General features: G+C 39.4%; 15 protein-coding genes. All 15 read right to left on the bottom strand.

The window, feature by feature from the left end:
• Entirely contained in the window at positions 1-768 is a 768-nt protein-coding gene (locus ACIQVU_RS05750) for a heptaprenyl diphosphate synthase component 1 (protein WP_340805203.1), read from the bottom strand.
• A gap of 256 nt (positions 769-1,024) precedes the next feature.
• The gene (mtrB, locus tag ACIQVU_RS05745) at positions 1,025-1,243 is read right to left on the bottom strand and encodes a trp RNA-binding attenuation protein MtrB (protein WP_340805202.1); all 219 of its coding nucleotides are present in this window, start codon (positions 1,241-1,243) and stop codon (positions 1,025-1,027) included.
• Between the two features lie 62 nt (positions 1,244-1,305).
• Positions 1,306-1,875, bottom strand: a complete 570-nt coding sequence (gene folE / locus ACIQVU_RS05740) for a GTP cyclohydrolase I FolE (RefSeq protein ID WP_340805201.1) — start codon at positions 1,873-1,875, stop codon at positions 1,306-1,308.
• Positions 1,876-2,082: 207 nt separating this feature from the next.
• Entirely contained in the window at positions 2,083-2,355 is a 273-nt protein-coding gene (locus ACIQVU_RS05735; protein WP_004232618.1) for an HU family DNA-binding protein, read from the bottom strand.
• A gap of 187 nt (positions 2,356-2,542) precedes the next feature.
• A complete protein-coding gene (gene spoIVA / locus ACIQVU_RS05730; RefSeq protein WP_340805200.1) occupies positions 2,543-4,021 on the bottom strand; it encodes a stage IV sporulation protein A in 1,479 nt (492 codons plus the stop codon).
• A gap of 92 nt (positions 4,022-4,113) precedes the next feature.
• The gene (locus ACIQVU_RS05725; protein ID WP_340805199.1) at positions 4,114-4,902 is read right to left on the bottom strand and encodes a hypothetical protein; all 789 of its coding nucleotides are present in this window, start codon (positions 4,900-4,902) and stop codon (positions 4,114-4,116) included.
• Positions 4,903-4,925: 23 nt separating this feature from the next.
• A complete protein-coding gene (locus ACIQVU_RS05720) occupies positions 4,926-5,138 on the bottom strand; it encodes a DUF2768 domain-containing protein (RefSeq protein WP_340805198.1) in 213 nt (70 codons plus the stop codon).
• A 186-nt stretch (positions 5,139-5,324) separates the two neighbouring features.
• Positions 5,325-6,341, bottom strand: coding sequence for an NAD(P)H-dependent glycerol-3-phosphate dehydrogenase (locus tag ACIQVU_RS05715; protein WP_340805197.1), 1,017 nt, complete (start codon positions 6,339-6,341; stop codon positions 5,325-5,327).
• Between the two features lie 105 nt (positions 6,342-6,446).
• Positions 6,447-7,757: a ribosome biogenesis GTPase Der gene (der, locus tag ACIQVU_RS05710; RefSeq protein ID WP_340805196.1), complete on the bottom strand. Its 1,311-nt coding sequence runs from the start codon at positions 7,755-7,757 to the stop codon at positions 6,447-6,449.
• A gap of 191 nt (positions 7,758-7,948) precedes the next feature.
• Positions 7,949-9,085 carry a 30S ribosomal protein S1 gene (gene rpsA / locus ACIQVU_RS05705; protein ID WP_340805195.1) on the bottom strand — a complete coding sequence of 379 codons (1,137 nt, stop codon included), beginning with the start codon at positions 9,083-9,085 and terminating at the stop codon, positions 7,949-7,951.
• Between the two features lie 102 nt (positions 9,086-9,187).
• On the bottom strand, positions 9,188-9,862 hold the full coding sequence (cmk, locus tag ACIQVU_RS05700; RefSeq protein ID WP_340805194.1) for a (d)CMP kinase: 675 nt from the start codon (positions 9,860-9,862) through the stop codon (positions 9,188-9,190).
• 87 nt (positions 9,863-9,949) lie between these two features.
• A complete protein-coding gene (locus ACIQVU_RS05695) occupies positions 9,950-10,609 on the bottom strand; it encodes a flagellar brake protein (protein WP_340805193.1) in 660 nt (219 codons plus the stop codon).
• Between the two features lie 86 nt (positions 10,610-10,695).
• On the bottom strand, positions 10,696-11,979 hold the full coding sequence (locus ACIQVU_RS05690; RefSeq protein ID WP_340805192.1) for a PepSY1/2 domain-containing protein: 1,284 nt from the start codon (positions 11,977-11,979) through the stop codon (positions 10,696-10,698).
• A gap of 16 nt (positions 11,980-11,995) precedes the next feature.
• On the bottom strand, positions 11,996-12,805 hold the full coding sequence (gene sleB, locus ACIQVU_RS05685) for a spore cortex-lytic enzyme (RefSeq protein WP_340805191.1): 810 nt from the start codon (positions 12,803-12,805) through the stop codon (positions 11,996-11,998).
• 100 nt (positions 12,806-12,905) lie between these two features.
• Complete coding sequence (gene prsW, locus ACIQVU_RS05680) at positions 12,906-13,580, bottom strand: glutamic-type intramembrane protease PrsW (RefSeq protein WP_340805190.1); 675 nt, start codon at positions 13,578-13,580, stop codon at positions 12,906-12,908.
• Between the last annotated feature and the right edge of the window lie 24 nt (positions 13,581-13,604).

Genomic DNA, 13,604 nt, shown 5'->3' with positions numbered 1-13,604 from the left:
TTATCCGTTAGTAGACGCAATGGATGCCTCTACATGTGCACGTAAAGCCTGTTTCACATCACTTTGTAAAAATGATGCATGATTAATCAGCTGTGATAGCTCTGTTTTTAACTGTCTAATTTTCTCTTGGACGGCACTTGCAAAGCTTGCGCCAATTTGCTGGACACTTTCCTCAAGTGCCTTGCCCATTAAAGACATTTGCCCATGTTGATAAGCTATCCATTCTCTTTCCAAACGTAAAATTAATAAACTTTTTTCAATAAGCGGTATATATTCATGAAAAGCATACAAATTGAAAAATTGAGCAATTAAGCCTGATTCAATATTGCTCATAGAGGTGTACCATTGCTCGATTGTTCGTTGATGTGTTTCATATACTTTTATCTGGTGTTCACAGCGTGCTACAATTCCTTGCGACAAGCTTCGAATTAATGCGACATTTCCAGACATCGCCAATATTTCATAGTAACGGCCACTATAAAAATCTCCAGCCAAAACCGTTAGCTGCTGCTCCTTCGATGTAGCATCTTGCTCTTTAATATGATCGTGCGCTGCTAATGCTGCATAGACAATACCAACCGTAACAGCAGCTTCCTGTTGCTCTTGTTGCCATTCCTCACCATTCAAAAATGGGATTAACAAATAAAACAATTGATTTTCATCTAGCACAGGCACACCTGTGTATTTTTGCAAAGTTCTATGACGAACATCCATGAAAATCTCTGTTTTTAACTGTGTAATTGAATTTTGAATGTATGTTGCATTCATAGACCTTACTCCATTTCACTTTCAAATACGTTCACCTTCGTAGAGGCTTAACGTTTGCTTACTGAGTCATTATAGCATACGCAACGATTCGACATAAAAAATTTTTACTTTCTTCGCAATAGGATAGGCAGTAAAGCATTCCCATAAATGGATGTGAAAATGCCAACTGCCCATAAAACCATAGCTTTCGTTTTTTCCATCTAGCCTTTTCGAAATTAGCTGTCACTAGACGCATATGCTGCATAAACGAAAGCCATTATTTTTTTGCTTCACTATGAATAACACCATGTGCTGTATGAATTTGCGCTTTCCCACGAATTTTCATCGCAGATGTATGTTCTGTAAATTGAGCTATCATTACTTCGCCGGTATCTAGTTTTTCTGAATGGTGAAATTTTGTATCAGTTCCACGTGTTAAACCAATAACATGTACACCATCTTCCTCTGCTTGAATAACAATATAATCTTGTGACATTCTTGTACACTCCTTAAATCCGACAAATTCTTAGTTCATCATAACATAATTAGACATACAATTTAAGACATTTGAATAAATGACAGCACTTCTCTACGTTTTATAGCATCTTCCTCGTAAATACCACGCGCAACAGATGTTACCGTTTTAGAGCCCGGCTTTTTCAGCCCTCTCATCGTCATACACATATGCTCTGCCTCAATCACAACATAAACACCCTTTGGCGCAAGCATTTCCATAATTGTATCTGCCACAGAAGCTGTAATACGCTCTTGTAGTTGTGGTCGACGAGCAATCGTTTCAACAGCACGACCTAACTTACTAAGCCCAGCGACAACACCGTTATTTGGTATGTATGCAACATGTGCTTTACCGTAAAAAGGCACTAAATGATGCTCACACATCGAATAAAAGGGAATATCCTTTACAAGCACTAATTCCTCATGATCCTCATGGAATACCGTTTTAAAATAATCTTTGGCATCCTCATGCAGCCCGCTAAACATTTCCGCATACATTTTTGCGACACGCTTCGGTGTATCCAATAAGCCTTCGCGATGAACGTCCTCACCTACCGCCTCTAAAATCATTTTTACCGCTTCCTCTATTTTCAATAAATCAATATTCGACATCCAAAAACCCTCCTGCGTATCAAAACATTACACATTTCCTTATGCATCGTAGCACATCCAAAAGGCAAGCGCAAAATGACTTACTTATTTCCAAAAAAATTTACGATCAAATTAGCAAATGTTCTATGTAAATTTACTATTAAGTTAAAAAGAGCAGCCCTCATGCAATTGACATGAAGACTGCTCTATGTAACTACTCGACGTGTATTATTTTACCGCGTCTTTAAGCGCCTTACCTGGTTTGAAAGCAGGCACCTTGCTAGCAGCGATTTCGATTTCTTTACCAGTTTGTGGGTTACGACCTTTACGAGCCGCACGCTCACGTACTTCAAAGTTACCAAAACCAATTAATTGTACTTTGTCACCCTTTGCAAGAGCATCTTGAATTGTATCAAATACAGCTTCAACTGCTTTAGAAGCGTCTTTTTTAGAAAGACCTGCAGCTTCAGCAACAGAGTTTACTAATTCTGTTTTATTCACACCATTCACCTCCTCTCAAAGGGTCATGAACCAATTCTGTAAAAAGAGTAACACATAGGAAACCGCTACGCAACTGTATTCATACATGATTATAACCAAAAAACCAATTTTTCACCCAAAAAACAAAAATAACAGGACTTTTCGCATAAAAACGAAAAGCCCTGTACTCTTTTTTTGAGCGTTAGCCCTATAAAATAAATGTGACCAATCCACGATCACCTTCATTAACCATACGTTCAATTGTTTGACGCATACGTTTTTTCGCAGTAGGCGGGACTGCGTCCATTTTATAACGAATGCCCTCTTTTAGCACTTCATGTAATGGTGTGCCAAAAAGCTGTGTATTCCATAATGCATCACGATCATGTAAATAGGCATGATTTAAGTCTTTTAGCAGCTGCTGACTATGGAATTCAGAGCCGATTAATGGCGCAAACTCCGACTCCATATCTACACGAATAATATGATAGGACGGCGCTTTTGCCTTCATACGTACACCAAAGAAATTATTTTGCTTAATAAGCTCTGGTGCAGTTGGCTCAAACTCCTGCATCATCGGCAATGTGACACCATAGCCTGTTGTATCGGCATCATGAATCGCATTTTTAAAGCGTTTTTGTGCTTCCTTTGCCTCCGCTGCCTCTTTAATAAAGAGCAGCCAATCTTTTTTCGTTTCAATCGGCTCCTCCAGCCATTCATTACAAACCGATTTGTATAATTCTCCCTGTAAGGATACACGAATCACAGCCGTGCCCACCCCAGCATCCACATGTACTACCTCACTTTGATCGATAAAATCAATCGCCTTAAAGGCATCGGATGCTTGTTGAACATCTCGAATTTTCATGACAGAAGATAGCACTTCTTCCATTGAATCAATTAGCGCAACATTCAATGGATGTGTGGCATCTAATACATCTAGCCAATCGGGTTTTTCCACCTCAATTGTGCGAATCGGAAATTCAAATAATGCCTCTTGCAAAATATATTGAATATCAGACTCTCTCATTTGATCAATAGAAATAGCAATAACAGGGACATTATAACGCTCAAATAATTCATTGCGTAGCTGCACCGTTTCTTCCCTCGCCGGCATTTGACAATTCAGCAAGATGACAAATGGCTTGCCAATTTCTTTTAGCTGCTCCACAATTTCTTCTTCTGCCCTTTCAGCGGCACGGCGACTAATACCATTGACAGTGCCATCTGTTGTGACAACAATCCCAATATTGGCATGATCGCGAATCACCTTATCTGTACCAATTTTAGCTGCCTCCTGGAACGGAATAGGCTCTGTATGCCAAGGTGTATGCACAAATTTTGGCCCATTCTCATCCTCATAGCCCTTTGTGCCATCAATAATATAGCCAACACAATCTGCCAAGCGAATTTGAAATGGCATTTCATCTTCACCGACCACAATGCGAGTTGCTTGGGCAGGCACAAACTTCGGCTCAGCAGTCATAATGACTGGCCCTGGTGAACTTTGTGGCAACTCATCTTGTGCTCGCATTCTTTCCGTTTCATCCAAAATATTTGGTAATACAACCGATTCCATTACCTTTTTTACAAATGTTGATTTACCTACACGTACTGGACCGACAACACCAATATAAACATCGCCATTTGTGCGCTCTGCAATTTCTCTAAATACTGCTTCACTCAAGGTTTCTGCCTCCTTTATCTACGCTTTTTCACTATATGCGAGTTTGCCAGCAAATATGAAAAAGCCCCTTACAAAGGTAAGGAGCTCGTTGGTTATTTTTTCTTTGCTTCTGCTTCCGCCTCTGCTGCCTCTTGTTGTTGACGTTCTTTTGCCTTTTGCATATCTGCCTCATAGGTAGCCATATCATAAATCGGCTCTCCATTATCATCGACCGTATAAGGCACAGAATAGGCTGGCACTACAGGGTATTTTTCAACAAGGAGCTGGCGAATATCATCGCCTGGCTTTACGTCCGGCTTATCCTCTTGAAGAAGCTGCCCTAAATCTATCGCATAGTCTACATGCAGCTCACCATCACCTGTCATAAAGATAGGTAATTCGACGCCAGAGTAGGGGCTTTTCACTGTCACATCTGTTTTATAGCCTAAATCTTTGTAATTGATTTGAAAAACATTATCCGCTATTGCACCTTCTATCGGCAAGTATTGCTTAGAAAGCTTACGAATCCCTATTTCACGTATACGCTCTGCTGCATTTAAGTCTACTAGTTTTACTGTTGCCGCATTTTCAGGGTCCCAAATAATATATTGATAAATACCACCTTTTTCATAGGCATTTCCCGGAATCTGTGTTAAATACTTTGGCATTAGTTTTTCAAAATCGATTAAGTATTTAATATAGATATCTGTATCTACTTCACTGTTTTTAATTGGCACAAGCCCACCAGTTGCTTCGCGATATTCATCAACGGCACGCTGAACAGCCGCAAGTTGGTCAACATCAGGCGTTACCTTTGCTCGTTTCTCGTCTTCTGGATATGCACAGCCAACTAATAATATAGCCGTTATACATACGAGCAGAAAAGCACTTAATTTTTTCATGTTACTAAACACCTCATTATTTTTTATGCTGGCCATGTGGCAACTACTAGTACCATTAAAAATGTGCCAAGACCAAACAGTATGTATGCACATAAATTGACAATTGTTCGTAAAAATACATTCGAAATTTTATGTCGACCTAAATAAATCAACCCAACGGATATAATCATAAAGCCAATACAATAGAATGACACCCACATTACATCTAGTGCAGGCATATGAGCTAACGGACCCATTAATCAGATAACCACCTTTCCTTCAATGTCCAGACACAATCAACATCCATTATACTATGTGCCTTTGTGAAAAAGAAATAGTTGCCCTATAACTATCAAGAAATGGACAACCTTTTCAGGCGCATCCTCTATAAGCATAGAATAAGGCATCCTAGCAGCTTTGCTAGGACGCCTTACTATAACATATTAATGCTTCATATCATCTATTTCTCGTTTTTTCATGCGCATCATTAACGCATCAACAGCCACTTTCGGCTCTACATCATTAAAGAGAACGCTATACAGCTCTGTTGAAATAGGCATTGCTACTCCATACTTTTCTGCTAATTGATAGGCTGCCTTTGTGGTACGGACACCTTCTACAACCATTCCCATTTGCTCTAACACCTCTGGTAGCTTCATGCCTTGTCCAAGCATATTGCCTGCACGCCAATTTCGAGAGTGTACACTTGTACATGTTACAATTAAATCTCCCATGCCTGTAAGTCCCGAGAATGTAAATGGATTGCCGCCCATTTTTACGCCTAAGCGTGAAATTTCTGCAAGCCCTCGCGTAATCAGTGCCGCCTTTGCATTATCCCCATAGTTCAAGCCATCTGTAATCCCTGCTGCTAAAGCAATAACATTTTTCAAAGCGCCCCCGATTTCTACACCAATGACATCCTCATTTGTGTAGACACGGAAAAATTGATTCATAAATAAATCCTGTATCTTTTCAGCAGCATCTATATTGGCACAGGCTGCTGTTACCGTTGTTGGATGATGTAATACAACTTCCTCTGCATGGCTTGGCCCTGATAGTACAACAATGTCCTCAACATACTTAGCTGGCAGGCTTTCTGCTAAGATTTCAGAAATTCGCTTTAACGAATCAGGCTCAATCCCTTTTGATACATGAACAAATAATGCTTTTTGTGTTAATACAGCTGTTAATTTTTCACAAACCTCTCGAATCGCTTTTGTTGGCACAGCAACAACAATTGTTGTTGCATGTGAAGCCGCCTTTGCTATATCATTTGTCGCATGCAAATTTGTGGGCAATACTGTATTTGGTAAATATTTTTTATTTGTATGCAGGCTATTGATTTCCTCTGCCTGCTCAGCTCGATGTGTCCATACAAGTGTATCATGGCCATTTTCCGCTAGTACCATGGCAAGGGCTGTTCCCCATGAGCCAGCTCCTAGTACACAAACTTTTTCCATCCGAAAATCCTCCCTTATTGGGTTGTTGACAATTGCTCTTTTTTGTAAAAAGACGCCATCCAACAAAACTGTCAGATTGGCGTATTGTATGTGTATGCTGTTCCCTTATGCACGAGCACGTGTAATTAAACGAATCGGCGTTCCTTCAAAATCAAATGTTTCACGGATACGATTTTCTAGGAAGCGCTCATACGAGAAGTGCATTAGCTCAGGTTCATTGACAAAAACAACAAATGTTGGTGGCTTAATCGCAACCTGTGTAGCATAGTAAATACGTAAACGGCGACCTTTATCTGTTGGCGCAGGATTACGTGCTACAGAATCCTCAATGACTTCATTTAAAATAGAAGATTGAATACGCATTGCATGATTTTCACTTACACGTTGAATAATCGGTAAAATTTGGTGTACACGCTGTTTTGTATTTGCTGATACAAAAATAATTGGCGCATAATCTAAAAATAGGAAATGCTCACGAATTTGCTGTGTGAAGACATTCATTGTTTTTTCATCTTTTTCAACGGCATCCCATTTATTCACAACAATTACAACTGCTTTACCAGCCTCATGTGCATAGCCTGCAATTTTTTTATCCTGCTCTTGAATACCTTCCTCTGCATTGAGGACAACTAGCACAACATCTGAGCGTTCAATAGCGCGTAAAGCACGTAACACAGAATATTTCTCTGTTGTTTCATAGATTTTCCCTTTTTTACGCATCCCTGCTGTATCAATAATGACATATTCCTGCCCATCATATTCATACGGCGTATCAATCGCATCACGCGTTGTCCCAGCAATATTACTAACAATCACACGCTCTTGCCCTAAGAATGCATTCACTAAAGAGGATTTCCCAACATTCGGGCGACCAATTAAAGAAAACTTAATGACATCATCGCCATACTGCTCTTCATCTTCTTTTGGGAAATGCTTTGCACACTCGTCCAATAAATCTCCTAAGCCTAAGCCGTGCGAGCCAGAAATTGGCCAAGGCTCACCAAAGCCAAGCGCATAAAAATCATAAATCATTTCACGCATATCTGGATTATCAATTTTATTGACAGCTAGTACAACTGGCTTTTTCGTTTTGTATAAAATTTTCGCTACTTGCTCATCCGCTGCTGTTACCCCTTCACGACCATTTGTCATAAAAATAATAACATCCGCTTCGTCAATGGCAATTTCAGCTTGTTGACGAATTTGCTCTAAAAACGGCTCATCCCCAATTTCAATGCCACCTGTATCAATAATATTAAAATCATGTGTTAACCACTCTGCCGAACTATAAATACGATCACGTGTTACGCCTGGAATATCCTCCACAATCGAAACACGCTCTCCAACGATACGATTAAAAATCGTTGACTTACCTACGTTCGGACGACCTACGATGGCTACTACTGGTTTCGTCATCTGTACTTCATCCTTCCAACTTCTTGTCTTTCGCTATTATACACGAAAAACGCCATTATATCATAAGAATTCGCAACTTCCTTAAGAGCTTTCCATCTTTTGCACGATTCTATCCGTCAGTTTAAGCGTTCTATCCGTCTGTTACCCCAAAAAAGCGAGGACGCATGATTATGCATCCCCGCTACCATTGTTTATTTAAAGTTTTTTAATTGGTCACCAATGACATCGCCAAATGAGAAGCCTGTATTTTCTTCAGGTAGCTCATAGTCGACAACTTCTTCAGCTTCGGGATTTTCAAGTAATTCTTTAATGCTTAGCGCTAAACGGCCTTCCTCAGCATTAATATCAAGCACCTTTACTTGTACCTCTTGTCCCTCTTTTAATGCTTCATGCGGTGTATTAATATGCTTATGTGCAATTTGCGAAATATGCACTAAACCTTCTACCCCTGGGAATACTTCTACAAATGCACCGAATGATGTTAGACGCTTTACTTTGCCATCTAATACAGTACCTTTGGCAGCACGTTCTTCAATATTTGACCAAGGCCCAGGAAGCGTTTCTTTAATGGATAATGAAATACGCTCATTTTCCGGGTCTACAGAAAGCACCTTTACTTTTACTTCTTGTCCCTCTGATAAAACCTCGCTCACATCACTTACATGCTCATGTGATACTTGTGAAATATGCACAAGACCATCAATACCGCCAAGGTCAATAAACGCACCAAATGATGCTAAACGCTGTACTTTGCCATCCAACACATCGCCAGCTTGAATTTGATTAATAACTTGTTTCTTTTGAGAAGCCTTTTCTGCTTCCACTACAGCACGATGAGATAAGATCAGGCGATTTTTGTCTTTATCAAGCTCCACAATTTTGAAGCTTAATGATTTGCCTTTATAGTCTTCAAAGTCGTCAACAAAATAGTCTTCTACAAGTGATGCTGGTACAAAGCCACGCACACCTAAATCTACAACAAGACCGCCTTTAACGATATCCTTTACTTCCGCTTCGAAAACTTCCTCAGCCGCAAATTGTTGTTCAAGTGCATCCCATGCTTTTAATGCATCAACTTTACGTTTGGATAGTACATAATTTTCTTCTTCAACCTTTGTAATCATCAATTCTAATTCATCCCCAACAGAGATGACATCAGACGCTTTCTCAATGTGTAAGCTTGATAATTCACTAATCGGTACAATACCATCAAACGGTGCACCTGGAATGGACACAGATACTGCTTTTTCATCCACTTGCTCTGCAATACCTTTGACGATATCACCCTCGTTAAATGTTTGTTCTGCATAATTCATTTCTTCAGACATATGTAACCCTCCTTCGCATCTTCCCTTACTATTTTATTCGATATTGCAGACAAAGACAAAAATAAATCCTTTAAATTCAAAAAATGTCTGAAATTTTAGGTTTTATAGCATTCTTTCTTTGGCTAATTTTAAAATAGCTTGTGCTGCCTCATCAATGGATAATGCAGTTGTATCTAAAAAGATTGCATCCTCAGCTTGAATAAGTGGCGATGCTGCACGCTCACTATCCTTTTTATCCCGCAGGGCAATTTCCTCTTGAAGTTTATCGAGAGAGGAGTCAATGCCTCTTTTTTGATTATCAATCAGACGTCTTCTTGCACGTTCCTCTACCGTCGCAGACATAAAAATCTTTAACTCGGCATCTTTTAATACATGTGTAGCAATATCTCTGCCATCCATCACCACGCCACCATTTGCTGCAAGCTTTTGCTGTTGTGCCACTAACAATGCTCGCACCTTTGCATGAGCAGCTACTTGTGACACAGATGAAGTTACCTCATTTGAGCGTATTTGTGCTGACACATTTTGCCCATCTAAAAAAACAAGCTGCCCCTGTGGAGAGGGCTTTAATTCAATTGTGCTTGTTGCAAGCATATCAGCTAATTTTTCCTCATCATCTAAATGTATGCTTTGTTGTAGCGCTTTATACGTCACTGCTCGGTACATAGCTCCTGTATCAATATACGTAAAGCCAAGTGCCTCCGCAACAAGCTTGGCAATTGTGCTTTTACCAGCACCCGCAGGCCCGTCTATAGCAATTTGAATATTTTTTTTCATACTTTCTCTTCCCCGCTTTCTATCACCTCATATTGTACCATATAACCTCAAAAAAGCCCTCTGCCAAGAGAGGGCTTTCCAAAAAACTTATGAATGAAATGGGTCTAGCTCCTTGCGGCGATTTGTTAGCTGGCGCTCAAAGCAAAAACGTACAATATGTTGCTGATCGACATCATCTGTATCTGTTAGCTGAATTGTCGCCAAGCGCTTATGATCTTTTTCAAAAATACGCACCACTACTGCTGTTGTCATCACATACTTCACATCACCATTGGCAAATGGAAGTACAACAGTTAGATCGACCTCATCCCCCTCATTGAAAGCTACTTCGCCTTTCAAAATAAGTGCCAGCCCACCAGCACTAATATCTGCCGTTACAAGCTGATATTTATAATTTTTAAACTGAATGGCTACATCAACTGGTGTTTCAACACGGACATACTCACGCCGTTGAATTTTCACAAACTCATCTGGCTTTGGACAATGCAGCATAATCATTGGAATTGTGCCTGCCTTACGACCAATCACCTCTGTATTAAAAGCAAAAGCTTGATTATCCTCGGTACGAAAGGTCGCTCTAAACTCTGAGCCATCAATTAAAAATGCCGTTTTCTTTGTTGCCATATTAACTGGATAATCAATATAAAGAATATGTTCCTGTTGTTCAACCACTTTACAGCGGAATTTTTCTACTCGATCTGTATAAGTTGGTTCAAGCTGTAATTGTGTACCAATTTTTATTTCCATGAGCATCTCCCCGTACAAAAAATATGGTCTTATTATCTCATGCTATACTTATTTTGGCTATAAAAATTGGCAGTATTTGCTTGTTTTTACGTTAAATATTCTACTTTTAACACATCATGGTGTTCTGCGTCCACAACAATTCTGAATGTTTCCTGTGTTGCACCATCACGTAATGCAATCACCTCATAGCAAAGCCGCTGTTCAAATTGCCCATTATCTGTATAAATATTTTTTACTTCCTGTACATGCACATCATCTTGGAAGAACGTTTTCCAGTCAATTGGCTGAGCTGTTTGCGGTTTAATGTTTTCTTCTTGAATATATTCCATCGCATTTGCTCCTAGTAGCTCACCTGTATCTTTCGCAACTTTTAATTGCACACCATCTGCATAGATAAGTGCTTGATCTTTTGGATTAACGCGCGCAAATGTCACATGCCATGCTTGATGATTTTCACGTGATTCTACATAAGCCACATCTTCCATGCCTAGCTTCTTCACATATGCTTGTGCTTTTTTCAAAATTTCCTCTTGTGATAGCTTCGCCTCATCTACAGGACGCTCTACCAAATACGACAATAAATGCCCACCCTTTTCTGTTAAATCAACATAGCCTAAGCGAATTCCTTGATGGAATTGGATATGGTAGAAAGGATATGGTGCTGTATCACTGCTCTTTGTCACTGTAAATGTAGCATCTTTTATCGTAGGGAATAAATATTTTACTTTTTCAACCGCTTCTTTTTCTGTAATCACTGTATCCTGCAATGCTTTTAACTCAATTTTTTTCTGATAATCTGATTCGCTTAATGTTAGCGGGAAATCTTTCTCGCCATAGCCCTTTAACGTATCTTTTACTGTATCGAAATTAGTATTTGGATTTTTCTGATCAACTTGCTTCACCCAAATATCCATTTTTCCATCATTTTTATAAAAATCAACGGTTGCTGCTGTCCATTCATCTGATAGCGATTGTAAATTCGTTGAAATTTGTGGCATTTTTTCACGCCAACCTGCATAATCACCTGTTTTTGCTGTGCGTTTTGCTTCATCGCCCAGTCGTCCTAAATAGTTTAACCATTCATTCGATAGCTCTTGCCCAATAGGAATATTGGCAATTGAAGAGCGAACCTCTGAGCTTAAACGCCAAACTGAATCAAGCTCACTATGAATTGCCTGTTCATCTTGGAACAGTAAAGATTGTGATACCGCACGCTGAAGATGGGACAGCTTTTCAGATGCATCTGTTAGCTTATCTGTATATTGTGCGAGTACGGTACGCTGTAAATTTTCTTTATCGCCATGTAAATCAATGCTGTACGCTCCTAACCCAATTACTGCAGCGGTTAGAATCACAAGCCATGTTTTCATCAATACTCCTCCTTTCTTATGAACAGAAAATATGCTCTCCTATTTGTTTAATTTGCGGACGTGACCAAATCCATTTGCTTGTTGCTGTTTTTGGGTTGAAATAATAAAGCGCATTTTCAGAAGGATCCCAGCCATTCATGGCATCAATCACTGCTTCTTTCGCTCGTTCATTTGGTTCCAGCCAAATTTGACCGTCCGCTACTGCTGTAAACGCTAAAGGTTGGAATATAATACCTGATATTGTATTCGGGAAATCAGGGCTTTCTAAACGATTTAAAATGACCGCTGCTACTGCTACTTGTCCCTCATACGGCTCTCCCCGAGCTTCTCCATATACAGCATTCGCCATTAATTGTAAATCACGCTCTGTATATTTTGGTGGAACTTGTGTCTGTGTGCCATTGTTATTGCTGCTACCACTACTATTACCGCCACCAGTGCCTTTTTTCACTTGCTGATCGAGAGGCTTTCCTCCATAATAGGTAAACTGATTCCCTGCTTGTAATTGTGCCTTCACCCATTTTTCATCGTAATCAGAATAGCCTGCTAACGCCTTCTTTGTTTTTGTACCAGCAATGCCATCTACAGGTAGGCCATATTTTTCTTGGAAATTACGCAAAGCCCAATATGTGTTATAGCCAAATTTGCCATCAATTTTACTCTTATAAAAACCTAAGTATTGTAGCCTTGCTTGCAATTCGATTACATCATCTCCGTAGGCACCACGCGTAATTTGCTGGTCACTAAAAGCTATTGCATCATTTTGAGGAATCGCAATTATACTAATTCCAACTATCAAAGCAAAAAGTATGCTGACTAAACGCACTTTTATCACTCCTTTTTTAGATAGCTTGAAGCAAAAGAAGCATTTTATACATGAAAATTCAAAACAAGAAAGCGTGGAAATCTTTGACGATTTCCACGCTTTAAATTTTTTTATGCATATGCAAATGTTGGACAAGGTGATGATGTGCAAGCTTTACCTTGCGCAAGCCAAACCACCATAAAAACACCATAAACGGAATCATTAAATAAACCCAGTGACCTTTGAATGATAATATTGTATTGTATAAAATGTGTAATACAATGGGTGCACATAGTGCCATTGCAATCATTTCTTTTGTTTTTACAAGCTTTGAAAATTTAGCACGTCCATAATAATAGCCCATTACTACACCGAATAATGCATGACTGGATACAGGTAATAAGGCACGCATAAATGCCGTATCCAAGCCAAATGATAGCAAGTAAAGAATATTTTCAACCGTAGCAAACCCAAGCGATACACTTGTACCATATAAAATACCATCGTAAGGGTCATCGAACTCCACATGGTTGTAGATAGCGATTAATAAAATAAACCATTTAAAAAATTCTTCAATGATACTAGCGAAAAGCACATCTTGAAGATACAGATATGGAAAAACCCCTTCCTCTGTTAATACATATTGTAAGAACATGATTGGGAACGTTAAAAATGCGCCGTATAAAAACGTTTGAAATAAAGTTTTTCTTGGCTCCGTAGCCATCTGATTGCGCAAATAGAAATAACTAAAAAGCGCTAGACCGGGAGCAATGGCAGCAGATAATAAAATGATCATGATGCCGGCTCCTTTCAACAATAG

The organism is Lysinibacillus sp. NPDC098008 (genome assembly GCF_044760715.1).
Taxonomy (GTDB): domain Bacteria; phylum Bacillota; class Bacilli; order Bacillales_A; family Planococcaceae; genus Lysinibacillus.
The sequence above is the reverse complement of the archived record's forward strand: the minus strand, read 5'-3'. Positions and strand labels throughout refer to the sequence as shown.

Excerpts from the sequence above, each read along its gene's own strand:
- ACIQVU_RS05695 (WP_340805193.1), bottom strand. The coding sequence starts at position 10,609 with ATGGAAATAAAAATTGGTACACAATTACAGCTTGAACCAACTTATACA.
- cmk (WP_340805194.1), bottom strand. The coding sequence starts at position 9,862 with ATGAAAAAAAATATTCAAATTGCTATAGACGGGCCTGCGGGTGCTGGT.
- folE (WP_340805201.1), bottom strand. The coding sequence starts at position 1,875 with ATGTCGAATATTGATTTATTGAAAATAGAGGAAGCGGTAAAAATGATT.
- der (WP_340805196.1), bottom strand. The coding sequence starts at position 7,757 with ATGACGAAACCAGTAGTAGCCATCGTAGGTCGTCCGAACGTAGGTAAG.
- mtrB (WP_340805202.1), bottom strand. The coding sequence starts at position 1,243 with ATGTCACAAGATTATATTGTTATTCAAGCAGAGGAAGATGGTGTACAT.
- ACIQVU_RS05725 (WP_340805199.1), bottom strand. The coding sequence starts at position 4,902 with ATGAAAAAATTAAGTGCTTTTCTGCTCGTATGTATAACGGCTATATTA.
- ACIQVU_RS05720 (WP_340805198.1), bottom strand. The coding sequence starts at position 5,138 with ATGGGTCCGTTAGCTCATATGCCTGCACTAGATGTAATGTGGGTGTCA.
- rpsA (WP_340805195.1), bottom strand. The coding sequence starts at position 9,085 with ATGTCTGAAGAAATGAATTATGCAGAACAAACATTTAACGAGGGTGAT.
- prsW (WP_340805190.1), bottom strand. The coding sequence starts at position 13,580 with ATGATCATTTTATTATCTGCTGCCATTGCTCCCGGTCTAGCGCTTTTT.
- ACIQVU_RS05690 (WP_340805192.1), bottom strand. The coding sequence starts at position 11,979 with ATGAAAACATGGCTTGTGATTCTAACCGCTGCAGTAATTGGGTTAGGA.
- ACIQVU_RS05715 (WP_340805197.1), bottom strand. The coding sequence starts at position 6,341 with ATGGAAAAAGTTTGTGTACTAGGAGCTGGCTCATGGGGAACAGCCCTT.
- ACIQVU_RS05750 (WP_340805203.1), bottom strand. The coding sequence starts at position 768 with ATGAATGCAACATACATTCAAAATTCAATTACACAGTTAAAAACAGAG.